Origin of the sequence: Plantactinospora sp. B6F1, from assembly GCF_040120695.1 — a bacterium.
In the GTDB taxonomy this organism is placed as follows: domain Bacteria; phylum Actinomycetota; class Actinomycetes; order Mycobacteriales; family Micromonosporaceae; genus Plantactinospora.
In genome coordinates this window covers 1-25982 of record NZ_JBEEAC010000020.1, presented here as the reverse complement: position 1 = coordinate 25982, position 25982 = coordinate 1, and the positions used below count along the sequence as shown (strand labels likewise).

The window sequence follows — 25982 nt, the reverse complement described above, 5'->3', positions numbered from 1 at the left end:
CACGCGGGGAGCGGGGCTGAACTTGTTCACGACGCAGACCGGTCCGCAGCCGGCCGATCTCGCCGACGTACGGGCCACGAACCTCGCCGTCGTCCTGCGCTTCGTCCGGGCGCACGCGCCCTGCTCCCGGGCGGACATCGCCGCCTCGACCGGGCTGAACAAGGCGACCGTCTCCAGCCTGGTCGCCGAGTTGCTCGACCGGCGACTGGTCCGGGAGACCGGCCTGGCCGAGAACCGGATCGGCCGCCCCGCGACCATGCTGGTGGTCGACGGCGCCCCGTACGCGGCGATCGGCATCGAGGTGAGCATCGACGAGCTGACCGTGGTCGCGGTCGACCTCGCCGGCACCGAGCTGCTCTCCTGGCGACGCGCCTTCGACGGGTCGTCCGGCTCACCCGGCCGGGCGGTCAGCGCGATAGCCGCGCTCGCCAACCGCGCCGTCAACCGGGTCGGCAACCAGGCACGCGAGGTGCTCGGCCTCACCGTGGCGGTCCCCGGGCTGGTGGACGCCGACGGCACCGTGCGGCTCGCCACCACGCTCGGCTGGCGCGATCTCCCGCTCGGCACCGACCTGCGACGCGCGCTGCGCGATCCCGCCTTCGAGGTGGCGGTGGAGAACGACGCCAACCTCGCCGCCCTCGCCGAATACCGGCACGGCCCGTACGCCGGCACCGCCAACCTGGTCCACCTGACCGGCGGCGCCGGGCTCGGCGCGGGCGTGGTCGCCGACGGCCGGCTGCTGCGCGGCGGGCGCGGGTTCGCCGGCGAACTGGGACACGTGCCGGTCGAACCGGGCGGTCCGCACTGCCCCTGCGGCCGGCACGGCTGCCTGGAGGCGGTTGCCGGCATCCCCGCACTGATCCGCCGGGCGCTGCCGGACGCGGCCGAGGACGGCCCGATCAGCGACTTCGCCCCCGAGGTCGAGCGGATCCGGACGAAGGCCCGCCGGGGTGACCGGCCCACCCTGGACGCGCTCGCCGACACCGGCCGCTACCTCGGCCGGGGCGTGGCGCTGCTGGCCAACCTGGTCAACCCCGAGGTGGTGCTGCTGGGTGGCTACTTCGCCACGCTGGCACCGTGGCTGCTGCCCGCCGCCGAGACGGAACTGCTGGCCGGCACGCTGGCCCCGGAGGCCGGCGGTGCCCGGCTGCTCGCCTCGGCCCTCGGCACCGGCGCGGCGGCGGCCGGCGGGGCGGCCCGGACGCTGGAGACGGTCGACGCGGGTCGGCTACCGCCACCCGGCCCGGGCTGGGCTGCCAGGCAGGAGGCGGGGTCGGCCGCGAAGGCCTCGCGGAAGTCGCCCACCCGGTCCAGCACGGCGCCCCCCGGAGCCGAGCCGGAGCCGACCTCCGGGCCGACCTCGGCCGGACCGGAGGCACCGGCCACGGCAGGACCGCAGCCGACCGGCCCGAGCCGGCAGCCGGCCGGCCAGCACTGACGCGACCGCCGCACCGCCGGGGCCACCCGGGCGGTGAGCGATCGTGGCCGATCCATTTCCAGCCAACCTCTTGACCCGGTACGCCGGCTGGTGAAAACCTCGGAGTGCTCCCCCGTAACCAGCGGGAAACCGCTTCCCTCGGTGGAGCGTCTCTTCCCTGGTCGTCGAAGCGCTTCGAGCTTCCCGGGCTGGCGGCCGGACACCCCCACCGTCCCGTGCACCCCCAACCCGACTCGAAGCGCTTCGACGATCCGCCACATCCGGTGCTGGCCCGACTGCGGCCCACCGGTCGGCACCGCCGCGGCGCCAGTCGAAGATCACGGAGGGCGATCGACCATGAGCGACACGAGATTCCGCGATCCTGACCAGCCGCTCGACGTACGGGTCGCCGACCTGCTCGGCCGGCTCACCCGGGCAGAGAAGATCGCGCTGCTCCCCCAGCACCAGGCCGCGCTGCCCCGGCTCGGGCTGCCGGCCTTCCGAACCGGCACCGAGGCGCTGCACGGGCTGGCCTGGCTCGGCCCGGCCACCGTCTTCCCACAGGCGCTCGGGCTGGGCAGCACCTGGAACCCCGAGCTGATCCGGGCCGTCGGCGCGGCCGTCGGTGACGAGGTGCGGGGCCTGCACCAGAAGGACCCGACCCGGGTCGGGCTGAACGTGTGGGCGCCGGTGGTCAACCCGCTCCGGGATCCCCGATGGGGACGCAACGAGGAGGGCTACGCCGAGGACCCCTGGCTGACCAGCTGGCTCGGCACGGCGTACGCCCGAGGACTGCGCGGCGACCACCCCGACTACCTGAAGACCGCACCGACGCTGAAGCACTTCCTCGGCTACAACAACGAGACCGACCGGTGCACCACCTCCAGCAACCTCCCGCCCCGGGTGCTGTACGAGTACGAGCTGCCCGCCTTCCGGGCCCCGATCGCCACCGGGGCGGCGGTGGCGGTGATGGCGTCGTACAACCTGGTCAACGGGCGGCCGGCGCACCTCAGTCCACTGATCGACGCGGAGCTGCGCCGGTGGACCAGCGACGAGATCATGGTGGTCAGCGACGCCGGTGCGATCTCCAACATCGCCGGGGCGCAGGGCTACCACCCCGACCACCCGAGCGGTTACGCCGCCGCCCTGCGGGCCGGCATCGACAGCTTCACCGAGGACGGTGAGAACACCGGGCCGACCATCGAACGGATCACCGAGGCGCTGCGCCGGGGACTGCTCGACGAGTCCGACCTGGACAACGCCGTCCGGCGGATCCTCACCGTCCGGTTCCGGCTCGGTGACCTCGACCCGCCGGGGCGGAACCCGTACGACGCGATCACGGCCGACGTGATCAACTGTCCGGCACACCAGGAACTGGCCCGGGAGGCCGCCCGGCAGTCGATCGTGCTGCTGCGCAACCCGGCCCGGCCCGGCAGCGGGGCGCTGCTCCCGCTGGATCCGGCCAGCACCGGCCGGCTGGCCGTACTCGGCCCGTTGGCCGACACGCTCTACGAGGACTGGTACAGCGGCACCCTGCCGTACGCGATCACCGCCCGGGACGGCCTGACGGCCCGGTTCGCCCACGCGACCACGCTGCACCACTGCGGGGCGGACCGGATCGCGCTGCGTACCGGCGACCGCTATCTCCGGGCCGCCGACACCCCGGACGGCGCGGCGCTGCGCCTCGACACCCTGCCTGCGGCGACCACGGCGGTTCCGCCGGACGGCTGGTTGGAGGTCTTCGACTGGGGTCAGGACGTCATCGCCTTGCGGTGCCTGGCCAACGGCCGGCACATCGGTGCGGACGAGGACGGCCTGCTGGTCAACGACCGGCCCGGCCCGGGTGGCTGGGTGGTCCGGGAGACGTTCCGGTTCGTCGACCGTCCGACCGGTGACCGCGTGCTGCACCACCTCGCCAGCGACCGGTACGTCACCGTCGCCCCGGACGGCGTGCTCCGGGCCGACGCGGCCGACCCCGCCGACGGCACCGGCTTCACCGTCGAGCTGGTCGCCGACGGTACGGCCGAGGCGGCGGCGCTGGCCCGGGACGCCGACGTCGCCGTGGTGGTACTCGGCAACCACCCGATGGTCTGCGGCCGGGAGACCGAGGACCGGGCCGACCTGGCGCTGCCGAGCGCACAGGAAGCACTGCTCCGGGCGGTGTACGCGGCCAACCCGCGTACCGTGCTGGTGGTCAGCAGCAGCTATCCGTACGCGCTGGGCTGGGCCGACCAGCACCTGCCGGCGATCCTCTGGTCCGCGCACGGCGGCCAGGAGTACGGCGCCGCGCTGGCGGCCGTACTCGCCGGGGACGCCGACCCCGGTGGCCGGTTGACCCAGACCTGGTACCGCGACGCGGCCGAGCTGCCCGACCTGTTCGACTACGACGTGATAGCCACCGACACCACGTACCTCTACCATCGGGGCAATCCGCTCTACCCGTTCGGCCACGGGCTGAGCTACGCCGAGTTCGCCTACTCTGACCTGCGGCTGAGCGCGGACGAGGTGGACGCGGCCGGAGAGATCGAGGTCAGCGTGCGGGTGGCCAACGTCGGTTCGCGACCGGGCGACGAGGTGGTCCAGCTCTACACCCGGCAGCGGCGGTCCCGGGTGAAGCAACCGCTGCGCCAGCTTCGCGGCTTCGCCCGGGTGAGCCTGGCGCCGGGCGAGCGGACCACGGTACGGCTCCGACTGCGCGCCGCCGAGTTGGCACACTGGGACGTGACCCGGGGCCGGTACGTGGTGGAGGAGGCCCGGCACACCATCGCGGTCGGCCGGTCCAGTGCCGACCTGGTACTGACCGCCACCCTGGCCGTGCGCGGCGAGCCGGTACGCCCCCGGGACCCGCTGGCCGGTCCACTCCGGGGGGTCGACCACGACGAGTACGCCGGCACCGAGCCGCTGCCCGACGGCCCGGACGGTGCCGCCGTGGTCGCCCGGGAGGCCGGCGGCTGGATCCGGTTCTCCCGGGTCGACTTCGGCACCGGGATACGCGGCGTCGCCGCCCGGGTCGGTGGGCAGCGGCCGCTGCCGGACGGGGCCCGGCTGGTGCTCCGGCTGGACGACCCGGTCCGGGGCCCGGTCGCCGGCACGCTCACCATCCCGCCGGCCGCCACCGCCCGCGAGGTGACCGGCCACTGGCACGGCGAGGCGACCGGGCTACGGGACCTCTACCTGATCTTCGACACCCCCGGCGCCACGGTGAGCTGGTTGACCTTCCTGGCCAGCCCGGACGGCGACCGTGCCGGGACGGGAACTGGAGGCGTCTAGTGGCCGAATCGTCGCGTCCCACCTCGCGACCGACGCCCCAACCGTCCCCGGCAGGCCTCGGCAAGCGGGCGGACATGGTGACCATCGCCGACGTGGCCCGGCACGCCGGTGTCGCGGTCAGCACCGTGTCGTACGTGCTCAGCGGCAAGCGCGCCATCTCGGCGTCGACCCGGGCCCGGGTACTGGCCAGCGTGCGCAGCCTCGGCTACCACCCGAACGCCGGGGCCCGGGCGCTGGCCAGCAAGCGGGCCAACGTGATCGCCCTGGTGCTGCCGCTGCGCTCCGGCATGCACCTGCCGGTACTGATGCAGTTCGCCACCGCCGTGGTCACCACCGCCCGGCAGTTCGACCACGACGTACTGCTGATGACCGCCGACGAGGGTCCGGCCGGACTGCGCCGGATCGCCGCCAGCGCGATGGTCGACGGCATCGTGCTGATGGACGTCGAGATGCACGACGCCCGGGTGCCGGTGCTGCGCGACCTCGAACGCCCCAGCGTGCTGATCGGCTTTCCGGCCGACCCGTCCGGACTCACCTGCGTGGACCTGGACTTCTACCGGGCCGGGGCGGCGTGTGTGGAGCACCTGGCCGGGCTCGGCCACCGCACGGTCGCGCTGCTCGGCGCCCCGGCGGTCGTCTACGACCGGGACACCGGTTTCGCCCACCGCACCCGGGCCGGATTCACCGAAACGGCACAGCGGCTCGGGATCGCGGCGACCGCCCAGTCGTGTGAGGAGAACTTCGAGGCGGTCGTCCGGGAGCTGGCCGGGCTGCTGGCCCGCCGGCCGGACCTGTCGGCGCTGGTGGTGCACAACGAGGCGGCGGTCGGCCAGGTGCTGGCCGCGCTGCCGGCGCTCGGCCGGCGGGTGCCGCAGGACGTCTCGGTGGTGGCGATCTGCCCGGACGAGGTCGCCGAACGGGCGAGCCCGGCGTTGACCTCGGTGCTGATCCCGGCCGAGGAGGTGGGCCGGCAGGCGGTGTCGCTGCTGATGTGCAAGCTGGCGGAGAAGCCGGTCCCGCAGAGCACCCTGCTGCCACCCCGGCTGACCGTACGGGCCAGCACCGCGACCGCACCCGCCAAGCCCCGGTGGGTACGCGCCGGCTCGCCCGCCTCCTGACCGCACACCGCCGGCTCCGGGCTGGTCGACTCGGCTGCTTGATCGGCCGACGGCCGGGTTGCGGTCGCCGGGTCGATCGTCTTCATCGGTTGATCGACCGACGGCCGGTTCTTGATCGGCGACGGCCGGACTGGTCGACTCGGGGCCATGGCCAACCACCACATGACCCCGGACGAGTTCCGGCGACACGGGCACCAGGTCGTCGACTGGATCGCCGACTACTGGAGCACGCTGGACCGGCGGCCGGTGACCTCCGCCGATCCGCCCGGCAGCGTCGCCGCCCGGCTGCCGGCCGGCCCGCCCGAGCGGGGTGAGCCGTTCGACCGGCTGCTCGCCGACCTGGAGACCGTGATCACCCCCGGTCTCACCCACTGGCAGCATCCCCGGTTCTTCGGCTACTTCCCGGCGAACACCTCCGGGCCCAGTGTGCTGGGCGACCTGGTCTGCGCCGGCCTCGGCGTGCAGGGCATGCTCTGGTCCACCGGCCCGGCCTGCACCGAGGTCGAGACGGTGGTGCTGGACTGGCTGGCCGAACTGCTCGACCTGCCGGCGAGGTTCCGGTCCAGCGGCTCCGGCGGTGGGGTGATCCAGGACTCGGCCTCCTCGGCGATCCTGATCGCCGTGCTGGCCGCACTGCACCGGGCCGCCGCCGGGCGGTGGCGGGGACACGGGGTGGAGCGGGCGTACCGGATCTACACCTCGACCCAGGGGCACTCGGCGATCGAGAAGGCGGTCCGGATCGCCGGCCTCGGCGACGCGGGACTGCGTACCGTCGCGGTCGATCCGGAGACCCTGGCGATGGATCCGGCGGCGCTGCGTACCGCCGTCGAGGCCGACCTGGCCGCCGGACTGGTCCCGGCGGCGGTGGTGGCGACGATCGGCACCACCTCCACCAACGCGGTCGACCCGATCCCGGCGATCGGCGAGCTGTGCCGGGAGTACGGCCTGTGGCTGCACGTCGACGCCGCGTACGCCGGAGCCGCCGCGGTCTGCCCGGAACTTCGGCACACGCACGCCGGACTGGAGTACGCCGACTCGTACTGCTTCGACCCGCACAAGTGGCTGCTCACCGGCTTCGACTGCGACGCGTTCTGGGTGGCGGACCGGGCGGAGCTGGTCGAGGCGCTGACCGTGCTGCCGGAGTACCTGCGCAATGCGGCGACCGAGTCCGGCGAGGTGCTCGACTACCGCGACTGGCAGGTACCGCTGGGGCGGCGGTTCCGGGCCCTGAAGCTCTGGTTCGTGCTCCGCTGGTACGGCGCCGAGGGGCTGCGCGCACACATCCGGGCCACGATCGGGCTCGGCAACCGGTTCGCCGACCGGGTCCGGGCCGACCGGCGCTTCGAACTGGTCGCGCCGGGTCCGTTCGCGCTGGTCTGCTTCCGGTTACTGTCCACCGGGAACGACGATGCCGACGACGCGGCGAACGCCGAACTGCTGGCCCGGGTCAACGCGACCGGCCGGGCGTACCTGACGCACACCCGGGTGGCCGGGCGCTACACGCTGCGGCTGGTGCCCGGTTCGCCGTACACCCGGGAGGAGCACGTGGCGCAGACCTGGCAGTTGATCACCCGCACCGCCACCGCCCTGCGGCGTTAGGAAGGGCCCCCGCAACAGCAGAAAGCGATGAGCGAGGGCCCCTGCTCACCGCTCAGCCGCGCAGCGCGGCGATGAACCACTCGAACATCGGTACCCGGGGCGGGAACGGCGGCCGGTCGTTGAGCACGCCCAGCAACTCCCAGTACCGCTCGACACGTCGGTCGGTGAAGGTCGCCACCTCGTCGGCGAGCCGCACCCGCTCGTCGGCGGCGACGCCCGGACCGATGATCTGATCCAGGATCGCCCGACCCTCGGCGGAGTCCGGGGCGATCCCGTCCGCCAGCGCCCGGCCGGCCTGCTCGATCACCACCGCGTGGTCGTACGGCGGCGGCCCGCCCCGGTCGGCGGTCGGCTGGCCGCCGGCCACCGCCATCTGCCGGACCCGCTGCGCGAACTCCGGATCCGTGACGAGTTCGGCGAGTTCGAGCCAGGCGTCCACCTGCTCCGGGGTCGGATCGTCGGGCAGCTCGGCCGGCATCTGCCGCATCGCCTCGGCGATCCTCGCCCCTGGCTCGTACGGGTCGACGCCGGCGAAGGTACGGTCCACGAATTCGTCGATCATCCGCTGCCGCTCCTGCGCGGAGAGCCGGGCCAGTCTGTTCATCACTCTCATCTCCTCGGTCGTGCTGTTCCGTCGGGCGACCGACCGCAGCACCGCCCGGCGCAACTGGAGCGAACGGATCTCGGTGTCCAGGGCGCGTACGTGCGCCCGGGCCACGTCGGCCAGCGCGCTCTGCCGGGCCAGGATCCGCTGCACCGTCCCGAGGTCGAGCCCGAGTTCGCGCAGGGTCCGGACCAGTTCCAGCCGGGCCACCGCCTCGGTGTCGTACAACCGGTAGCCACTCGCGGACCGGCCGGTCGGCGGGATGACGTCGATGTCCGACCAGAAGCGGATGGTCCGCACCGGCAGTCCGGTACGTCGGGCGAGCTGTCCGATCGTGAACAGCTCGGTGCGGTCGTTCACAGCCAGAGCATCAACCTTCCAGCGACTGGAGACTCAAGCCATTATCTCGCGCGCCGGCATCGACGGCGGCCGGCGAGGCGTCCCGGGGAGCGGTCAGACCCAGGCGGCCGGGTCTGCGGCGAGGTCGCGGACCCGCTCCGGCAGCTTGCCGTTGGCCACGTCGGCGATGGTCACCAGTTCCAGGATCTGCCGCTCGCTGGCCCGCAGTGCGATCCAGACCTCCTGGAGGGCCCGCGCCGCGCCCGAGTAGCCGAGTTCCTCCGGGCGCTGTCCCCGGACGTTGGCCAGCGGGCCGTCGATCACCCGGATGATCGCGGCGAGCGAGATCTCCGCCGCCGGACGGGCCAGCCAGTAGCCGCCCTCGGGGCCACGCTGGGCGTGCACGATGCCACCCCGGCGCAGTTGCAGCAGGATGCTCTCCAGGAACTTCGGCGGAATGTTCTGCACCCGGGCGATCTGCTCGGCGGTCAACGGCGCCGGACGCCGGCCCGACCCGACCTCGGCATCGCCGGCGACCCGGCCGGCGGGGCGGGACCGGGCAGCGGCTGCCGGGCGCGGGTCCGGCCCACTCTCCTCCGCGCGTGCGGCGATCTCGGCAACGGCACGCAGCGCGTAGTCGACCCGGGCGGAGAGACGCATGCCGGAAAGGTTAGCCGGCCGGGTCAGGCGCCGACCCGGCGGAGCAGCCCCTCCTGTACCGCGCTGGCGATCTGCCGGCCGTCGACGGTGAACATCCGGCCGGTGGCGAGCCCCCGGCCACCGGAGGCGGACGGGCTCCAGCAGTCGTAGAGGAACCATTCGTCGGCCCGGAACCGGCGGTGGAACCAGAGCGCGTGGTCGAGGCTGGCCCCGACCAGGCCGCCGGGCCCCCACACCTCGCCGTGCACCGAGAGGACCGAGTCGAGCAGGGTCAGGTCGGAGGCGTAGGTGAGCGCGCAGGCGTGCAGCAGCGGATCGTCCGGCAGCTTGCCGTCGATCCGCATCCAGACCCGCTGGTGCGGGTCGGCGGGACGGTCGCCGGGGCGTACCCAGCCGGGCTCGCCGACGTACCGGACGTCGATCGGGCGCGGGATCATCGCCCAGATGCCGAGCCGTTCCGGATAGCGGGCCAGCCGGTCGGCCATGGTCGGCAACGTCTCCGGTGCCGGCACGTCGACCGGCGCCGGGGCGTGGTGGTCGAGCCCCTCCTCGGCGTGGTGGAAGGAGGCCGACATGAAGAAGATCGGCTTGTCGTGCTGGAGCGCGACCGAACGGCGTACCGAGAAGGAACGGCCGTCCCGGACGTTCTCCACCTGGTACTCGATCGGTTCGACCGGGTCGCCGGGCCGGACGAAGTAGCCGTGCAGGGAGTGCACGAACCGGGCCGGGTCGACCGTCCGGCCGGCCGCGACCAGGGCCTGGCCGGCGACCTGGCCACCGTAGACCCGTTGCGGGCCGACCGGAGGGCTCATCCCCCGGAAGGTCATCTCGTCGAGCTGCCGGAGATCGAGTACGTCCAGCAGCTGGTCGACCGCCGCCTGCCCGACAACCACCTCGCCGGGGCCGTCCGAACCCACCGCCCGGTCCGGCCCACCGTCGCCGGGCCTCTCCGAACTCACTGCCCGGTCCGCGCCACCGTCGTCGGGTCCACCAGCGAGCCGAGCTGGTGCACCCGCAGCGTGTTGGTGGAGCCCGGGGTGCCGGACGGGGTACCGGCGACGATCACCACGTAGTCGCCCGGGTTGGCGTGGCTGAGCCCGATCAGCGCCTGGTCGACCTGCCGGAACATGTCGTCGGTGTGCTGCACGAACGGCATCAGGAAGGTCTGCACGCCCCAGGAGAGTGCGAGCAGGTCGCGGACCTCGGGCACCGGGGTGAAGGCGAGCAGCGGCAGGTCGCAGTGCAGCCGGGAGAGCCGCCGTACGGTGTCACCGGTCTGCGAGAACGCGACCAGCGCCTTCGCCCCGATCGCCTTGGCGATCTGCGAGGCGGCGACGGTCAGCGCCCCACCGTGGGTACGCGGGTCGTGCTGGAGCCGGGGCACCCCGATCGATCCGGACTCGGTGGTCGTCACGATCTTGGCCATCGTGCTGACCGTGAGCACCGGGTACTTCCCGACGCTGGTCTCGCCGGAGAGCATCACCGCGTCCGCGCCGTCCAGCACCGCGTTGGCGACGTCGGACGCCTCGGCGCGGGTCGGCCGGGAATTCTCGATCATGGAGTCGAGCATCTGGGTGGCCACGATGACCGGCTTGGCGTTCTCGCGGCAGAGCTGCACCGCCCGCTTCTGCACCAGCGGCACCTGGTCGAGCGGCAGCTCCACACCGAGGTCGCCCCGGGCCACCATGATGCCGTCGAAGGCGTTGACGATCGCCTCCAGGTGGGTGACCGCCTCGGGCTTCTCCACCTTCGCCATCACCGGCCGGTGCACCCCGACCTCGTGCATGATGTTGTGCGCCAGCTTGATGTCGTCGGGCGAGCGGACGAAGGACATCGCCACCATGTCGACGCCGAGCCGGAGCGCGAAGCGCAGGTCCTCGGTGTCCTTGTCCGACATCGCCGGCACGCTGACCGCGACGTTCGGCAGCGAGACGCCCTTGTTGTTGGAGACGACACCACCCTCGGTGACCAGCACCCGGATGTCGTTGCCCTGCACGTCGCTGACCTCGACGGCGACTCGGCCGTCGTCGATCAGCAGCCGGTCGCCGGGCTTCACCTCGGCCGGCAGCTTGTCGTAGGTGCAGGAGACCCGCTCCCGGGTGCCGAGGACGGCGTCCCCGGTGATCACCACGGAGTCGCCGGTGCGCCACTCGTGCGGGCCGTCGGCGAACCGGCCGAGCCGGATCTTCGGACCCTGCAGGTCGGCGAGGACGGCAACGGCCCGCCCCGTGGTCCGGGCAGCCTCGCGGACCAGGTGGTAGACCTGCTCGTGGTCGGCATGGCTGCCGTGGCTGAAGTTGAGCCGGGCTACGTCCATGCCCGCCTCGACGAGTCCGCGGATGCGCTCCGGTGAGGAGGTCGCGGGACCAAGGGTGCAGACGATCTTCGCGCGGCGCGTCACGGCCATCAGGCTAGTCTCTCTCTCGGATCGGCCCGCCGGACCCTCGGGATGCCGAAGTCTTGACCAACGTCACGCGGCTGGTGGGTGACCGGCGGGTCGTCACACCGGGACGTCGTTGGCGGGCGTCAGCGACCGCGCGGCGCCGAGCCTACCCCCGCCGCGCCACCGCTGTGCTCCCGGCCGGTGAACGTCCGGGTGCCCGTGCGGACGGTCAACGACGCCCGAACAGAAAGTCTACGTCGGTGACCGCGGGTCGGCCGCGACGGCAGATCCGGACCGGATGGGGACAGTCAGCGAAATGTGCGCAAAACCATCTCGATCAGTGCGGCGACGTCGGCGTCGGCCATCGGCTCGCCGGTCATGCCCATCCGGTGGATGAGCGTTCCGGTGACGACGTCCATGAGGAGCCGGATCCGGTGCGGCGGCTCACCCAACTCGGCCTGGAGCGCGAGCCGGTACGGCGCCTGCAGCCGGGAGGCGAGGATCGCACGCAGGGCCGGATCGTTCACGGCGTCGCTGAACACGCCCGCGAGCGCCGCACCCACCCCGGGTTCCCCGATCTTGTCAGCGAGCCACCGGATGCCCGAGGACAGCACCTCGTCACGATCGACGCCCTCGAACGGTATCCGGCCGAACGCGTCGATGAGGCAGTCGATGATCAACGCACCCTTCGAGGGCCATCGGCGGTAGAGCGTCGTCTTCGCGACCCCCGCCGCCACCGCGATCCGGTCCATCGTCGCGCCCGCGTAACCCAGCTCGTGCACCGAGCGCAACGTGGCGGCGAAGACCGTCGCGTTCAGGTCCGAGCGGGGACGCCCGGCCGCCGAGGAGGTGGATGCCCGCACCTGGATAGGCTATCCTGCCGATTACGCTACTACCGGTAGCGTAATCAACCTGCGGCGAGTCCGACGCCGTCACCGAGCCGCTGATCGGAAACGTCACCGAGTCGCTGATCTGAACGGGGGCAGCAGAGCGATGACCACCACAGTCGCCGTCGGAACGAGGAAACAGTCCACGCCACCGCCACCACCGGATGCCGAGGTCGCGGCGGGAGGAAGCCTGGTACGACTGCTGCGCCCGCATCTTCGGGGTTTCGCGGCCGTGGTCGTCCTCCAGGTCGTCGGCGCCGTCGCGGGCCTGGCGCCGCTGCTGGCGGTCGTGGAACTGGGTCGTACCCTGCTGTCGCCCGGCCCGACCGATCACGGCCATGTCTGGACCGTCGTCATCGCGGGCGCGGTCGGCCTGTTCGTGCGGCTGCCGTGCACCGCAGCGTCGTCCGCGCTCGGGCATCTTCTCGACGGCCGGGTGCAGCTGACGTTCCGCCGGCAGCTGGCCGCGCGGCTGGGGCGCGTGCCGATCGGCTGGTTCTCCCGGCGCCGGACCGGCGAGCTGGCGAAGGTGGTGGGCGAGGACGTGAGTGCCGTACACCCGGTCATCGCCCACGCCCCCGGCGAACTCGTCTCCGCGTTCGTGGTGCCACTGGTGTCGCTGAGCTACCTCTGCACCGTCGACTGGCGGCTCACGCTGATCACCCTGATCCCGGTGGTCCTGGCGGTGGCGCTGGTACCGGCGATGATGACCCCGACCCGGCTGCGCGAGCAGCAGGAGTTCGACGGGGCCATGGGACGGATCGCGAGCTCCGTGGTCGAGTTCGTGCAGGGCATCTCGGTGGTCAAGGCGTTCGGCGGCTCCGGGCGCGCCCACCGCAGGTTCCGGACGGCCGCGGACGATTTCGTCGACGTCTTCGTCCGGTGGGTACGCGGCATCTCGTGGATCGCCGCCGGCATGCAGCTGGCGCTGTCACCGCCGTTCGTGCTGCTGGTCGTGCTGATCGGCGGCACCACTCTGATCACCACCGGCGGCGAGGATGCCGCCCTGGCCCCGGCCGACCTGCTGCCCTTCCTGCTGCTCGGCCTGGGCCTGACCGCCCCGGTGGCGGCCCTCGGACACGGCTTCGACGACATCCAGGCCGGCCGACGGGCGATCGGCCGGATCCGGGACATCCTCCAGGTGCCGTCGCTACCGGAGCCCGCGCATCCGGTCGCACCGCGGGGTCACCGGGTGGAGCTGCGTGCCGTCCGATTCGGCTACGGCGCCGACCAGGGCACCGATCAGGAAACTGATCACGAGGTGCTGCGCGGGATCGACCTGGTGCTCGAGCCGGGTACGGTCACCGCCGTCGTCGGACCGTCGGGAAGCGGAAAGTCCACGCTGGTCCAGCTGTTGCCCCGGTTCTTCGACCCGACCCACGGATCGGTCCTGCTCGGCGGCGTCGATCTGCGGGAACTCGGCAGCCGGCAGCTCCACCGGTTGGTCTCCTTCGTCTTCCAGGACGTACGCCTGCTGCACGCGTCGGTCGCGGACAACATCGCCCTGGCCGCACCGCACGCCGACCGCGACGCCGTGGTTCGCGCCGCCCGTCTGGCGAACATCCACGACCGCATCCTCGAACTGCCGCACGGCTACGAGACGGTCATCGGAGACGGCGCCGGACTGTCGGGCGGCGAGGCGCAGCGGATCTCGCTCGCCCGCGCGCTGCTCGCCGACACGCCCGTCCTGGTGCTCGACGAGGCGACCTCCTTCGCCGACCCGCAGACCGAACAGGCGGTACGCCGGGCCCTGGCGACGCTGGCGGGTGATCGGACGATCCTGGTCATCGCCCATCGACTGGAGACGATCGCCGACGCCGACGCCGTCGCGGTGCTGGAGAACGGGTCGATCGTCGAACGCGGCAGGCCCGCCGACCTGCTGGCCCAGGATGGGAGATTCGCCGCCCTCTGGCGATCCCACCGGTCGGCGATCGCCGACCGGGCCGAGGTCCACGGTGGCGTACGGCAAGGAGGCGAGCCCCGATGATCCGAATGCTGCTGCGCGTGTTGGGACACGAGTACGCGAAGCCGATGCGTCGCACGGTAGCGCTGATGACGACGACCGCGATCGTCGAGGGACTCTCCTACGCGCTGCTGGTTCCCGTGCTACGGGCCCTGTTCGGGAGCGATCCCGCCGATGCCTGGCCCTGGTTGATCGCGTTCGGGGCCGCGGTCGCGGTCTACGCGGTGCTGCGCTATTGCAGCGACCTGTCCGGTATGCGCGTCGGAACCGCGATGTTGCGGGCCATGTACCACCGGCTCGGCGACCATCTGGCCCGACTGCCCATCGGCTGGTACAGCGCCGGGCGGGTCGGGGAGGTGTCGGTGATGGCCAGCCGCGGCCTCCTCCAGGCGATGGGCGTGGCGGCACACCTGCTGGCACCGTTCATCTCCGCCTGCGTGACTCCCCTGACGATCGTCGTGGTGATGCTTGCCTTCAACTGGCAGCTGGGGCTGGCGGCGTTGGTGGTCGCACCGATCGTCGCGACGATCCAGGTGTGGGCCGGACGGGCGATGGCCGCCAGCAACGCGCGAAGCGCCGAACGCGACCAGCGGGCCGCCGCGCGGGTCATCGACTATCTCCAGGCCCAGCCCGTGCTGCGCGCCGGTGGCCGGACCGTCGAACGCTTCCGGTTGCTCGACGACTCGTTGCGGGAGGTCCACCGCGCCTCCCGCCGTTCCACCCTGGCGGCGCTGCCCGGCGCGGTGGGCCTGACGCTCACCGTGCAGGCGATGTTCACCGCGTTGCTGGTCCTGGGCGCCTACCTCACGCTCGGCGGAAGGATCAGCGCGGCGGAGGTCCTGACGATCCTGGTGCTGGCCGCCCGCTGCGCGGATCCGCTGCTGTCGCTGGCGGAGTTCGGTGGCAAACTCCGCGGCGCACGCGCCGAGTTGGCGAGACTCGACACGGTGTTGCGCACCGAGCCGCTGCCCGAACCGCGCGAGCCGATCCAGCCGGAACGTCATGACCTGGAGTTCGACTCCGTCGCCTTTCGGCACGGCGACCGCACGGTGATCGACGACGTGTCGTTGCGCGTGCCAGAGGGGCAACGGCTCGCCGTCGTCGGACCGTCGGGTGCCGGTAAGAGCACCCTGCTCCGGTTGCTCGCGCGGTTCCACGACGTGGACGCGGGCGCGGTGCGGGTGGGGGGTGTGGACGTGCGCGCGATCGACACCGAGACGTTGATGGCGCAGTTCGCCATCGTGTTCCAGGACGTCTACCTCTTCGACGGCACGATCGAGGAGAACGTGCGTCTGGGCCGGCCCGACGCGACCGATGCCGAGGTGCGCTCGGCGGCGACCGCGGCGCAGCTGGACGACGTGATCGAGCGGCTGCCCGGCGGATGGGCGACGAATGTCGGCGAGGGCGGCGCACTGCTGTCGGGCGGTGAGCGCCAGCGTGTCTCGATCGCGCGAGCGCTGCTGAAGGATGCGCCCATCGTGCTGTTGGACGAGGTGACCTCCGCACTGGACCCGATGAACGAGGCGGCGGTCCACGAGGGTATCGAGCGCCTGATGGCGGGCCGGACGGTGGTGATGGTGGCGCATCGGATGCGCACGGTCCGGCGCGCCGACCGGGTCGTCTTCCTCGACGGAGGCCGGATCGTGGCGGAGGGCAGCCACGACGAACTGCTGCGCCGCGGCGGCCGCTACGCCGACTTCTGGAACATCTCGCTGACGGCGGCGGCGAGTGGATGAACCCGGTTCGCGCGGGAGCCAGGTCATACCACGTGGACCTGGCGTCGTCGGAAACCGACCAGGCCCAGGGCGGTCGCTGCCGCCGCCACGGCGGTGAGGAGCAGGACGGGCGTGATGGCGAACTCCTCCAGGGGAAGCCGGGCCAGGTGGTTGAAGGGCGACAGCGAGGCGAGCCAGTCGGGCAGGTCGAGCAGGTCGCCGAAGAAGGTGACGACGGCGGCCAGGACCACCAGGGTCCAGCCCAGGGGAGCCAGGAGCCGCGGGGCCCAGCCGTACAGGGCGGCGCAGACCGCGAGCACCAGGAGGATCGCGGGCAGGAAGCCCAGGTGCGCGGCGAGCACGTCACCGACGATGGCCCAGTCGCCGGTGACCCCGGCCGCGGCGATGCCGGTGCCGAGCCCGGTGACCAGGCAGATCAGCGTGGCACCGATCGCCACGGTTGCGGTGTGGGAGCCGAGCCAGGCGGTCCGGCCGAGGGGGGTGGCGAGCACGGCGTCGGTGCGCCCGCGATTCTCCTCGGTGCGCAGCGTCTGCATCGCGAAGACCGCGTAGGCAGCGATCAGGACGCTGACGAAGGAGCCGAGGAAGGCGGCGTACCCGTCGAGCAGGCCCTCGGTGCCGAGCAGGTCCCACATCGCGTCCGGCATCTCGTCGCCGGCGTCCAGCAGCGCCTGGGTGAAGGCACCGTCGACGACTCCCAGCAGGAGGATGCCGGCGCCCCAGCCGAGGAACCCGCCACGCTGCAGCCGGACGGCGAGCCCCCAGGGTGTGCCGAGCGACGGCCGCGCCTCGGCGGGGCCAGGACGGGCGGCGATCAGGCTGGCGCCGAAGTCACGCCTGCCCTGCAGGAGGTACGCCGCAGCGGTCGCCAGCACCGCGAGTGCGACCGGCGGCAGCAGGGGCCACCAGCGGTCGTGGACGTAGGAAGCGGTCTGGGACGCCCAGCCGAGCGGTGAGACCCAGGAGAGCGCACTGCCGCCCACCGCGGCCATGTCGCCGAGGGCCCGGGCCACGAAGCTCGCGCCCAGGACGGCGCCGGCCATCCCGGCGGCGGTGCGTGAGTACTCGCTGAGCTGTACGGTCACCGCGGTGATCCCGGCGAAGGCCATCCCGGTCAGGCCGGTACCCAGCCCGATCAGCGCCGATCCGGTCGGAGCGAAGCCGGCACCGATCGCCAGGCCCGCCACGACCACACCGGCCAGCGCGTTGGTGAGCGCAGCGACGATCAGGCAGGCCGTGAGCGCGGCGTGCCGGCCGGTGACGTTGGCGCGTACCAGCTCGGCCCGACCGGTCTGCTCCTCGACCCGGGTGTGCCGGGTGACCAGCATGATGTTCATCAAGGCGGCCAGCAGGAACAGGTAGGGCGCGTAGCCGGCGGCGAAGAACCGGTCGTAGGTCGGGTTGTCCATGCCGAAGGCGGGCCCGGTGAACATCCGGCCGACCGGTTCGGTGAAAAGCGTCACCAGCGAGGCGAGGTCGTCCTCGGTCGGCGCGAGCTGGGGCAGCGCGGCACCGATGTAAACGACGTACAGACCCAGGCCCGCGACCCAGGCCGGGAGCTTGATCCGGTCCCGCCTCAGCAGGAACCTGACCAGCGTGCCGACGCCCGCCAGGGACTCCGGACCGCCGGACCCGCGTCGCGGAACCGTGGTGGCGATCGTGGTCACCGCAGCACCTCCCGACCGTTCGCGGCCGCCTGGTGGAGGTCGTCGCCGTAGTGCCGCATCAGCAGCTGTTCCAGCGTCGGCGGGTGCGCGACCAGGGACCGAACGCCCAGCGGAGCCAGGGCCCGCACTACCTGGTCGACGCGGTCGCCGTCGACCAGGAACCGGACCTGGCCGTCCTCGACAACCAGGTGGTGTACGCCGTCGACCCGGCCGAGCTCGTCGGCTGGCCGGTCGGTCTCGGCGACCACCGTGGTCCGGGTCATGTGCCGTAGCTCCGACAGGCTGCCGGTCTCCACGATCCGGCCCGCTCGGATGATCGAGATGCGGTCGGCCAACACCTCGACCTGGGCCAGGATGTGGCTGGAGAGCAGCACCGTCCGGCCCGCCGCCTTCGCCTCGGCGATCGCTTGCTGGAAGACGACCTCCATCAGCGGGTCCAGGCCCGCCGTTGGCTCGTCGAGCAGGAGCAGGTCGACGTCGGAGATCAACGCCGAGATCAGCGCGACCTTCTGCCGGTTGCCCTTGGAGTAGGTGCGGGCCTTCTTGGTCGGGTCCAGATCGAACCGCTCGCAGAGCTCGGCGCGTCGCTTCCGGTCCAGCGTCCCGCGGAGCCGGGCGAACAGGTCGATGGCCTCACCGCCGGTCATGTTCGGCCACAGCTCGACGTCGCCGGGCACGTACGCGAGCCGCCGGTGCAGCTCCACCGCGTCGCGCCACGGGTCGCCGCCCAACATCCGGACGGTGCCGCCGTCCGCCCGCAGCAGGCCCAGCAGCACGCGCATGGTCGTCGACTTCCCGGCGCCGTTGGGACCGAGGAAGCCGTGTACCTCGCCCTGGGTCACCTGCAGATCGAGGCCGTCCAGGGCGCGGGTGCTGCCGAAGGTCTTGACCAGGCCCTGGGCGGAGATCACTGGCGCATCACGCATCTGAATCGTCACTCCTTCGCTCACCTGTGGGTGGTGTCGGATGATCGCCGCGGGCGATGTCGGCGGGGATCGACTCGGGCAGGTCGAACATGTCGGCCATCCGGTCGAACGCCCCTTCCACCATCAGTCCCTGGGTGAAGAGTTCGACCATCGGTCGCGCGTAGGGGGCCAGGCTCTGCGGCGGTGCGTCCTCGGCGAGGAAGTCCACCCCCAGCAGCCGGTACACGTGCTCGTGCATCGCCAGCGCGCCCATCGACCAGAGCACCAGGACAACGGTCCGCTCCCGCGGGGTCCGGCTCGGCTTGACGTACCCGGCTTCCTCGGCCTTCCTCATGTACTCCTCGGCGTCCGCGACGAACTCGTCGATCAGTTCGCGCGCCTGGTCGCCGCCCTCGGTCAGGGCGCGGGCCAGGTAGCGCAGTATCGGACGGCTCTTCTCCAGCCGACGGAGCGAGAGGAACGGGTCCAGCTGCGGACCCTCCGCCACGGTCGCCTCCTTGTTGGCCCGGGTCACGCTGGCCACGTGGTGGTCGCACGCCCGCCGCAGGCCGTCCTTGGAGCCGAAGTGGTGCACCACCAGCGCCTGGGAGACGCCCGCCTCGGCGGCGATGGCCTTCAGGCTGGTGCCCTTCACCCCGTCGCGGCCGAAGAGATTGACCGCGGCGTCCAGGATGCGCTCCGCCCCACCACGGGAATCTGCCGACTCGCTCCCCACAGACGACCTCCGCTCACTAACTGAATGTTCAGTCAGTACTGTAGCGCTGACCGAACATTCAGTCAATCGCCAGCGCGGTCAGCTTGGGGTGTCGCCGAGCTGGGCGACGAGAAGCTCGAGCCGCTCATCCTGAGTCTCCCGGGGGACGCGGCCGCTGCCCGACAGGGTGGCTATGCCGTGCAACGCGCTCCAGATCAGCTCGGCGAGCAGTTCGCGCCGGGCGTTGTCCGGGCGGAGACAGCTGACGAATTCGTCGAAGCCGGCGCGCAGCGGCGCTGGCGTCTCCTCGTGCGCGAACTTCACGTCGGTCGGCATGACGAACATGGCCTGGTAGAGGGCCGGCCGCTCGGTAGCGAACTCCAGGTAGGCGCGACAGACGGCGCGCAGTGCCTGCGGCGGCTCGGGATTGGCCAGTCGCGCCCGGCGCAGGTGGGCGCCGAGTTCGCCGAAGCCGTCGATCGCGACGGCGCGGACGATGGCGTCCTTGCCGTCGAAGTGGCTGTAGAGCACGGGCTGGCTGTACTCGACGCGCTCGGCGAGCCTTCGCGTCGTCACCGCCTCCCAGCCTTCGGCTTCGGCGAGTTCACGGGCCGCCGTAATGATCAACCGATGGCGCTGGGCGCGTTCACGTTCACGGCGCTCTCTGATGACGGACATGATGTGATCCTAGCAACGCTAGACATTCTGCCGGAGGTACATCTATCGTCGGCATGACATCTAGCACTGCTAGCAGCACGGCCGCCGCCGCCCACCGAGAGGAAGCACCCATGCTCACCGAGGAAGCAACCGTGCTCACCACCGTCGCCACCGTGTTCGCCGGCCTGCTCGGCGTGGGCGTCATCCTGATGGGCGCACGGGCCTTCTGGGCTCCACAGGCCGCGGTCGGTTTCGGCATCCCCGGCACGCCGACCGAGAGCCCCAGCTTCCGGGCGTGGCTGACCGTCAAGGCCGTACGCGACACAGCCTGCGGGCTCTTCATCCTCATCCTGGTGGTCGGCGCGTCACCCCAGCTGCTGGGCTGGTTCATGCTGGCCGCCACCGGCATACCCGTGGGCGACGCGTTGATCGTGCGGCGCAGCAACGGACCCAGGGCGGCCGTCTACGGCATCCACGGCGCCACCGCGGTGGCGATGCTGACGATCAGCGTGCTTCTCCTCGTCGGGTAACGCGGCCCGCCGGAACGGGTACCGGCATCCCGCCGCGTCGTGCCATCCTGACCGCATGCGAGTCGCATCGATACATACGTATCCGGTGAAGGGGTGCCGCCGGATGGACCGCGACACGGCGCGGGTCGAGCCGTGGGGCCTGGACGGCGACCGACGCTGGCTGATCGTGGACGAACACGGGCTCGGTCTGACCCAGCGCCAGCACCGGGAGCTGGTGACGATGCGGGCGGTTTCCCGGCCGGGCGGGCTGACCCTGGACGCACCGGGGCTGACCCCGCTCGACGTGGCCGAGCCGACCGGCGGCGAGACGATCCAGGTCCGGGTGTACCGGGGACGGCCGCCCGCACCGGTCCGCGCCGCCGGCCCCGAGGCGGACGACTGGCTCCACCGTCTGTTGGGGCGCGACGCCCGGCTGGTCTGGCTCGGTGACCCCACCCGAAACCTCGTTCCCTGGGCGGTTCCGGCCGAGGTCGGCGCCGAGCTGAGCTTCGCCGACGGCACCCCGCTGCTGCTGGCCAACACCGCGTCGCTGGACTCGTTCAACGACTGGCTGCTGGAGTCGGGCAGCACCGAAGGGCCGCTGCCGATGATCCAGTTCCGTCCCAACGTCGTGGTCAGCGGGGCCGCGCCGTGGGCCGAGGGCGAGTGGGTCGGCCGGTGGATCAGGATCGGCGGGGCGGTGTTCCAGGGCGCCGCCGAGTGTGGCCGCTGTCTGATCTCGACGATCGACCAGGAGACCGGAGAACGGGGACGGGAGCCGCTACGGATGCTCGCCACACGGCGCAACATCGGCCGGAAGCTCCTCTTCGGTCTCCAGTTGACCGTACGGACCGAACCGGGCGGACCTTCCGACGAAGCTCGCACGGTCAGCGTCGGTGACGCCGTGGAGGTTCTGGACTGGCGGTAGCGCAGGCCCGGCATCGGCTGGCAGCGTACGGGGTGCCGGTAGTTCCAGCGGATCGGCGGAGGGGATGGCGGGATGCGGACGCGTGCCTTCACGGCGACGGTGGTCACCGTCGTACTGCTCAGCGGCAGCGGATGCACGAAGGCGCCGGAGCCGGCGGTCCCCAGCGGGACCAGCGGCGACAGTCGGCCCATCTACCTCGACCGGTCGTACTCGCCGGAGGAACGGGCCGTCGACCTGGTCTCCCGGATGACGCTGCCGGAGAAGGCCGCCCAGATGATCAGCAGCCAGTCGGCGGCGCTGCCCCGGCTCGGCATCGCCGCCTACGGCTGGTGGAACGAGGCCGCGCACGGCGTCGCCCGGGAGGGCACCCTGCACAACGCGAACCCGCCGATCCTGGTCAACACCACCTCCTATCCGGTCGACCTGTCGCTCGGCGCCACCTGGAACCCCGACCTGGTCCACCGGGAGGCCACCCTGATCTCGGACGAGGCCCGCGAGGTGGTCCGGGACAACCGGCTGGACCTGAACTTCTACTCCCCCACCATCAACCTGGCCCGCGACCCGCGCTGGGGCCGCAACGACGAGGCGTTCAGCGAGGACCCGCTGCTCACCGCCGCCCTCGCCGCGCAGTTCGTGAACGGGATGGAGGGCAAGGACCGGAACGGCCGGCTGCTGCCGGAGGGCGGCGGATATCTGAAGACCAGCACCACGCTCAAGCACTACGCCGCGAACAACAGCGAGTTCGACCGGCTGCGCGGCACCGCGAACATGGACGACCGGACGCTGCGCGAGTACTACACCGCGCAGTTCCGCCAGGTGGTCGAACGCAGCTCACCGGCGTCCATCATGACCTCGTACAACCGGGTCAACGGGGTACCGACCTCGGCCAGCGGCTACCTGATGGACGAGCTGGCCCGGCAGACCTTCGGGTTCGACGGCTTCTTCACCTCGGACTGCGACTCGATCCGCGAGATCCAACACGGTCACCGCTGGCAGCCGCCCGGCCACCCGGCCCCGCTCGACCACGTCGAGCGGCACGCTTGGGCCAACGCGGCAGGCGAGGACCTGAACTGCCAGCAGGGCCACCACGACGAGTGGAGCTACGCCAACACCATCCCGAAGGCGGTCGCCCGGGGCATCGACACCCCGTACGGCCGGTACACCGAGGAGCACGTCGACGCCTCGCTGGTCCGGCTGCTGACCACCCGGATCCGGCTCGGCGAGTTCGACCGGCCGGAGGACGTACCGTGGGTGACCGCAGCCCGGTCCCGGGTCGCGCCCGGCACCTGGACGAACTCCGACGCCAACGGCGCGGTCACCCAGACCGCCGCCCGACTCGCGATGGCCCGCGAGGTCGGCGCGGAGAGCATCGTGCTGCTGAAGAACCAGGCGCCGAAGGCCCGGACCGGCGGCCCGGGGCGGACGGCGCTGCTGCCGCTGCGGGTGCCGGCGTCCGGGCCCTACCGGGTGGCGGTGCTCGGGCACTACGCCAACCCGCCGAGCATGTACCTCGGCGGCTACTCCGGCATTCAGGCCGGGGCCGGGCAGGCCAACGAGGTCAACGGCTACCAGGGGCTCAGGGCGGCGATCCAGCGGATCAACCCGGGTGCGGTCGTCGACCACCTGCCCGGGGTCACCGCGGGCAGCCTGGCCGAGGTGGACCCGGCCTCGGTGGCGGCCGCCGCCGACTACGACCTGGTGATCGTGTACGCCGGCACCGACGAGCGGCACTCCCGGGAGGACGTCGACCGGTCCACGCTGGCGCTGCCGGGCGCGCAGGCGTCCCTGATCAGCCAGGTGGCGGCCCGGAACCCGAACACCGTCGTCTACCTGGAGACGGCCGGGCAGGTAGACGTGGCCGGGTTCGAGCGGGCGGTGCCGGCGATCCTGTGGAGTTCGTACAACGGGCAGCGCAAGGGCGAGGCACTGGCCGACGTACTGCTCGGGGCGCGGAACCCGAGCGGGCGCCTGCCGTTCACCTGGTACCGGGACGCCGGTCAGCTGCCGCCGATCGACGACTACGCGATCCGGGGCGGCGACGGGCGGCCCGGGCGGACGTACATGTACTTCGACGGGGAGGTATCGTACCCGTTCGGCCACGGTCTCGGGTACAGCGGGTTCGGCTACTCGAAGCTGCGGGTGGACCGCCGGACGGTGGACCCGAACGGCACGGTCCGGGTCGGGGTGGACGTCACCAACGCCGGCCGGCTGGCCGGTGCCGAGGTGGTGCAGCTCTACGTCTCCACCCCGGGCGCGCCGGCGAGCCGGGAACGCCCGGCGAAGCGGCTGGCCGGTTTCGAGAAGATCTCGCTGCGTCCCAAGCAGACCAGGCGGGTGGAGTTCCGGGTACCCGTCGCCGACCTCGCCTTCTTCGACGAGCGCGCCGGCCGGTACGTGGTCGACCCGGGCGCGTACGCCTTCCAGGCCGGCCGGTCCAGTGCGGACGCCGACCCCCGGCTGCGGGCGGTGGTGACCGTCCGGGGTGCGCTGCGCCCGGCGTTGTCGGTCGTCACCGCGACCGCGCCGACGTTGGTCCCCGCCGGAACCGAACTGTCCCCGAAGCTGACCGTGGCGATGACCGACGACACCCGGTACGGCTACCGCGCCGAGGGGGCCAGCACGCCGCTGCCGGCCGGCGCGACCGTGCGGTACCAGAGCAACCGTCCGCAGGTGGTCTCGGTGGACGGGCCGGGTGGCATCCGGGCCGAGGCGACCGGGGTCGCCACCATCACCGCCACCGTCAGCTATCGCGGCACCAGCCGGTCGACCGAGTTCGTGATCGGGGTGCGATAGCCGGACCGATATCGCACACGGTTGCACTTATATAAGTCAAGCCTGATAAGCTGCCGTTCGTTCCGCAGCGGCAGCCTTGAGGGAGTGATGGTGGACATCGTCGACGAGATCAACGCGATCCATCGAACGGTCGGTCACGCCGCGACGCCGGTCGGCGAGGGCCGGACCGTCCTGCTGCGCAGGACCTACGACACGTCGGTGGACGACCTCTGGGACGCGGTCACCAACCCCGAACGGCTGCCCCGGTGGTTCGCGCCGGTCAGCGGGGAGTTCAAGCTCGGCGGCCGGTACCAGGTCGAGGGGAACGCGGGCGGCGAGATCATCCGCTGCGAGCCGCCCCGCCTGTTCAGGCTGACCTGGATCTTCGGCGAGCCGGTCGAGGACGGATTCAGCGAGGTCGAGGTGCGGCTCTCCCCCGGTGACGGTGCCGAGCGGGTCGTCCTCGAACTCGAACACGTCGCGGTGATCGACCCGGAACGGTGGACCGAGTACGGCCCCGGCGCCGTCGGCGTCGGCTGGGACCTCTCCCTGCTCGGTCTCGGCCTCTACCTCGGCGGCGGGACCATCACCGACCCGAACGCCTGGAGCGAGTCCCGGGAGGGCCGGGAGTTCATGACGCTGAGCAGCAACGCGTGGGGCGCGGCGACGGTGGCCGGCGGAGAGCACCCGGACGCCGTGGCGGCAATGGTCGCCAACACCACGCGGTTCTACGCCCCGGACCCGCCCGCCGGTCCGAGCGCCCCCTGAGCCGACCCCGAGCGGGCCCTCTCCGGGCGGCCGTACCCGCTCAAACCTGCTCGAAGTGGAACTCCCGGATGAAGCAGTCCCGGGGCTGCCCGACCGCGAACAGCACGCACTCCACGACCGACCGCGCGGTGAGCGGCCCACCCGACCCGCTCTCCTGCCCGCGCGCCCCGTCCTCCTGCCCGCGCGCCCCGTCCTCCTGCACGCGCGCCCCGTCCTCCTGCACGCGCGCCCCGTCCTCCTGCACGCGCGCCCCGTCCTCCTGCACGAAGTCCGGTGGATACAGTGAGATCACCCGGATCCCCTCGGCGCGCAGCCGGTGCGACATGATGCCGGCGAACCCGGCCTGGGCGTGCTTGGCCGCGTAGAAGGCCGGGTGTGCCTGGGAGCGGTGGTGGCCGACCTCGCCGCAGGCGGAGACCAGGTTGACGATCTCAGGCCGGCCCGAGGCGCGCAGCAGCGGCAGCAGGTGCCGGGTGAGCAGCACGGTGCCGGTGGCGGCACCGGCGATCGTGTGCACGATGTCCTCGTCGGAGGCGTGGTCCAGTCCGATGCCGTGCAGGTAGCCGGCACCATTGTTGACCAGGACGTCGATCCGGTCGGTCCGCTCGGCCACGGCCGCCGCGAACCCGCGCACCGAATCCGGGTCGGCCAGGTCGCAGCCGAACGCCTCGGCGGTGCCGACCCCGCCCCCGGCTATCAGGTCCGCGGTGCGGCCGGCCGCCGCCGGATCCCGGGCCGAGACGACCACGTGCGCGCCGCGCTCAGCGAACGCCAGTGCCAGGGTACGGCCGGTGTCCCGGCCGGCACCGGTGACGACGACCCGCAGTCCGTCAAAGATCATCCGCCCAGTACACCTCCTCAACCGCACTTCAGGTCAACCTTGCGGCCGCGACGGCCCGCGCGGGAAGCTTGATGAGGCTCGTCACTTGTCGTCGACGACCGACTCACCCGCCGCTAACCTCGATGATTCGCGCCTGGCGCTGGCCACGTCGGCCCGGCAGCCTTGATCACTGTTGATCGATGTGGGTGGGCTCTGGGCATGGTGGTGGGCCGTCTGTCGCGGCGGTGGGCGTGGTCTCCTGGGG

20 protein-coding genes are annotated in these 25982 nt (G+C 72.2%); 10 read left to right on the top strand and 10 right to left on the bottom strand.

The window, feature by feature from the left end; genetic code table 11:
* Nucleotides 1-22: 22 nt before the first annotated feature.
* The 4 genes from ABNF97_RS23225 to ABNF97_RS23210 all read left to right on the top strand — a co-directional run bounded on the left by ABNF97_RS23225 (nucleotide 23) and on the right by ABNF97_RS23210 (nucleotide 7404).
* Nucleotides 23-1438, top strand: coding sequence for an ROK family transcriptional regulator (locus ABNF97_RS23225; protein ID WP_349339784.1), 1416 nt, complete (start codon nucleotides 23-25; stop codon nucleotides 1436-1438).
* A 336-nt stretch (nucleotides 1439-1774) separates the two neighbouring features.
* Nucleotides 1775-4687, top strand: coding sequence for a glycoside hydrolase family 3 C-terminal domain-containing protein (locus ABNF97_RS23220; RefSeq protein ID WP_349339783.1), 2913 nt, complete (start codon nucleotides 1775-1777; stop codon nucleotides 4685-4687).
* Between the two features lie 74 nt (nucleotides 4688-4761).
* Nucleotides 4762-5805: a substrate-binding domain-containing protein gene (locus ABNF97_RS23215; protein ID WP_130460604.1), complete on the top strand. Its 1044-nt coding sequence runs from the start codon at nucleotides 4762-4764 to the stop codon at nucleotides 5803-5805.
* A 147-nt stretch (nucleotides 5806-5952) separates the two neighbouring features.
* Entirely contained in the window at nucleotides 5953-7404 is a 1452-nt protein-coding gene (locus ABNF97_RS23210; RefSeq protein ID WP_349339782.1) for a pyridoxal-dependent decarboxylase, read from the top strand.
* A gap of 52 nt (nucleotides 7405-7456) precedes the next feature.
* Here ABNF97_RS23210 and ABNF97_RS23205 read toward each other — a convergent pair whose 3' ends face one another.
* The 5 genes from ABNF97_RS23205 to ABNF97_RS23185 all read right to left on the bottom strand — a co-directional run bounded on the left by ABNF97_RS23205 (nucleotide 7457) and on the right by ABNF97_RS23185 (nucleotide 12253).
* Nucleotides 7457-8368: a MerR family transcriptional regulator gene (locus tag ABNF97_RS23205; protein WP_130460605.1), complete on the bottom strand. Its 912-nt coding sequence runs from the start codon at nucleotides 8366-8368 to the stop codon at nucleotides 7457-7459.
* Between the two features lie 93 nt (nucleotides 8369-8461).
* Nucleotides 8462-9007 carry an Rrf2 family transcriptional regulator gene (locus ABNF97_RS23200; RefSeq protein ID WP_130460606.1) on the bottom strand — a complete coding sequence of 182 codons (546 nt, stop codon included), beginning with the start codon at nucleotides 9005-9007 and terminating at the stop codon, nucleotides 8462-8464.
* Between the two features lie 23 nt (nucleotides 9008-9030).
* Nucleotides 9031-9900, bottom strand: coding sequence for an acyl-CoA thioesterase domain-containing protein (locus ABNF97_RS23195; protein WP_130465600.1), 870 nt, complete (start codon nucleotides 9898-9900; stop codon nucleotides 9031-9033).
* Between the two features lie 62 nt (nucleotides 9901-9962).
* A complete protein-coding gene (pyk, locus tag ABNF97_RS23190; RefSeq protein WP_130460607.1) occupies nucleotides 9963-11414 on the bottom strand; it encodes a pyruvate kinase in 1452 nt (483 codons plus the stop codon).
* Between the two features lie 284 nt (nucleotides 11415-11698).
* Nucleotides 11699-12253 (bottom strand): TetR family transcriptional regulator, encoded by a 555-nt coding sequence (locus ABNF97_RS23185; protein WP_130460608.1) that lies wholly within the window; start codon nucleotides 12251-12253, stop codon nucleotides 11699-11701.
* A 130-nt stretch (nucleotides 12254-12383) separates the two neighbouring features.
* On the opposite strand from ABNF97_RS23185, the gene ABNF97_RS23180 reads away from it, so the two are divergent.
* Nucleotides 12384-14264, top strand: a complete 1881-nt coding sequence (locus ABNF97_RS23180; RefSeq protein WP_349339781.1) for an ABC transporter ATP-binding protein — start codon at nucleotides 12384-12386, stop codon at nucleotides 14262-14264.
* Nucleotides 14261-15976, top strand: coding sequence for an ABC transporter ATP-binding protein (locus ABNF97_RS23175; protein ID WP_349339780.1), 1716 nt, complete (start codon nucleotides 14261-14263; stop codon nucleotides 15974-15976). The genes ABNF97_RS23180 and ABNF97_RS23175 overlap by 4 nt, the downstream gene beginning before the upstream one ends.
* A 23-nt stretch (nucleotides 15977-15999) precedes the next feature.
* Here the strand turns inward: ABNF97_RS23175 and ABNF97_RS23170 are convergent, their stop codons facing one another.
* The 4 genes from ABNF97_RS23170 to ABNF97_RS23155 all read right to left on the bottom strand — a co-directional run bounded on the left by ABNF97_RS23170 (nucleotide 16000) and on the right by ABNF97_RS23155 (nucleotide 19941).
* A complete protein-coding gene (locus ABNF97_RS23170; protein WP_349339779.1) occupies nucleotides 16000-17643 on the bottom strand; it encodes an ABC transporter permease in 1644 nt (547 codons plus the stop codon).
* On the bottom strand, nucleotides 17640-18569 hold the full coding sequence (locus ABNF97_RS23165; RefSeq protein ID WP_349339778.1) for an ABC transporter ATP-binding protein: 930 nt from the start codon (nucleotides 18567-18569) through the stop codon (nucleotides 17640-17642). Before ABNF97_RS23165 ends, ABNF97_RS23170 begins: the two co-directional genes overlap by 4 nt.
* On the bottom strand, nucleotides 18562-19284 hold the full coding sequence (locus ABNF97_RS23160) for a TetR/AcrR family transcriptional regulator (RefSeq protein ID WP_349339777.1): 723 nt from the start codon (nucleotides 19282-19284) through the stop codon (nucleotides 18562-18564). The genes ABNF97_RS23165 and ABNF97_RS23160 overlap by 8 nt, the downstream gene beginning before the upstream one ends.
* Nucleotides 19285-19362: 78 nt before the next feature.
* Nucleotides 19363-19941: a WHG domain-containing protein gene (locus ABNF97_RS23155; protein ID WP_130460614.1), complete on the bottom strand. Its 579-nt coding sequence runs from the start codon at nucleotides 19939-19941 to the stop codon at nucleotides 19363-19365.
* 110 nt (nucleotides 19942-20051) lie between these two features.
* Between ABNF97_RS23155 and ABNF97_RS23150 the strand changes: the two genes are divergently transcribed.
* From ABNF97_RS23150 to ABNF97_RS23135, 4 genes are all read left to right on the top strand, one after another.
* Entirely contained in the window at nucleotides 20052-20450 is a 399-nt protein-coding gene (locus ABNF97_RS23150) for a DUF4267 domain-containing protein (RefSeq protein WP_349339776.1), read from the top strand.
* Nucleotides 20451-20505: 55 nt separating this feature from the next.
* Nucleotides 20506-21357: an MOSC domain-containing protein gene (locus tag ABNF97_RS23145; protein WP_349339775.1), complete on the top strand. Its 852-nt coding sequence runs from the start codon at nucleotides 20506-20508 to the stop codon at nucleotides 21355-21357.
* 72 nt (nucleotides 21358-21429) lie between these two features.
* Nucleotides 21430-24150, top strand: a complete 2721-nt coding sequence (locus ABNF97_RS23140) for a glycoside hydrolase family 3 C-terminal domain-containing protein (protein ID WP_349339774.1) — start codon at nucleotides 21430-21432, stop codon at nucleotides 24148-24150.
* A gap of 87 nt (nucleotides 24151-24237) precedes the next feature.
* A complete protein-coding gene (locus ABNF97_RS23135) occupies nucleotides 24238-24897 on the top strand; it encodes an SRPBCC domain-containing protein (RefSeq protein ID WP_349339829.1) in 660 nt (219 codons plus the stop codon).
* A 40-nt stretch (nucleotides 24898-24937) separates the two neighbouring features.
* Here ABNF97_RS23135 and ABNF97_RS23130 read toward each other — a convergent pair whose 3' ends face one another.
* Complete coding sequence (locus tag ABNF97_RS23130) at nucleotides 24938-25738, bottom strand: SDR family oxidoreductase (protein ID WP_349339773.1); 801 nt, start codon at nucleotides 25736-25738, stop codon at nucleotides 24938-24940.
* Nucleotides 25739-25982 lie beyond the last annotated feature (244 nt).

Excerpts from the sequence above, each read along its gene's own strand:
- ABNF97_RS23150 (WP_349339776.1), top strand. The coding sequence starts at position 20,052 with ATGCTCACCGAGGAAGCAACCGTGCTCACCACCGTCGCCACCGTGTTC.
- ABNF97_RS23155 (WP_130460614.1), bottom strand. The coding sequence starts at position 19,941 with ATGTCCGTCATCAGAGAGCGCCGTGAACGTGAACGCGCCCAGCGCCAT.
- ABNF97_RS23175 (WP_349339780.1), top strand. The coding sequence starts at position 14,261 with ATGATCCGAATGCTGCTGCGCGTGTTGGGACACGAGTACGCGAAGCCG.
- ABNF97_RS23220 (WP_349339783.1), top strand. The coding sequence starts at position 1,775 with ATGAGCGACACGAGATTCCGCGATCCTGACCAGCCGCTCGACGTACGG.
- ABNF97_RS23145 (WP_349339775.1), top strand. The coding sequence starts at position 20,506 with ATGCGAGTCGCATCGATACATACGTATCCGGTGAAGGGGTGCCGCCGG.
- ABNF97_RS23180 (WP_349339781.1), top strand. The coding sequence starts at position 12,384 with ATGACCACCACAGTCGCCGTCGGAACGAGGAAACAGTCCACGCCACCG.
- ABNF97_RS23210 (WP_349339782.1), top strand. The coding sequence starts at position 5,953 with ATGGCCAACCACCACATGACCCCGGACGAGTTCCGGCGACACGGGCAC.
- ABNF97_RS23200 (WP_130460606.1), bottom strand. The coding sequence starts at position 9,007 with ATGCGTCTCTCCGCCCGGGTCGACTACGCGCTGCGTGCCGTTGCCGAG.
- ABNF97_RS23135 (WP_349339829.1), top strand. The coding sequence starts at position 24,238 with ATGGTGGACATCGTCGACGAGATCAACGCGATCCATCGAACGGTCGGT.
- ABNF97_RS23130 (WP_349339773.1), bottom strand. The coding sequence starts at position 25,738 with ATGATCTTTGACGGACTGCGGGTCGTCGTCACCGGTGCCGGCCGGGAC.
- ABNF97_RS23165 (WP_349339778.1), bottom strand. The coding sequence starts at position 18,569 with ATGCGTGATGCGCCAGTGATCTCCGCCCAGGGCCTGGTCAAGACCTTC.
- pyk (WP_130460607.1), bottom strand. The coding sequence starts at position 11,414 with ATGGCCGTGACGCGCCGCGCGAAGATCGTCTGCACCCTTGGTCCCGCG.
- ABNF97_RS23140 (WP_349339774.1), top strand. The coding sequence starts at position 21,430 with ATGCGGACGCGTGCCTTCACGGCGACGGTGGTCACCGTCGTACTGCTC.
- ABNF97_RS23215 (WP_130460604.1), top strand. The coding sequence starts at position 4,762 with ATGGTGACCATCGCCGACGTGGCCCGGCACGCCGGTGTCGCGGTCAGC.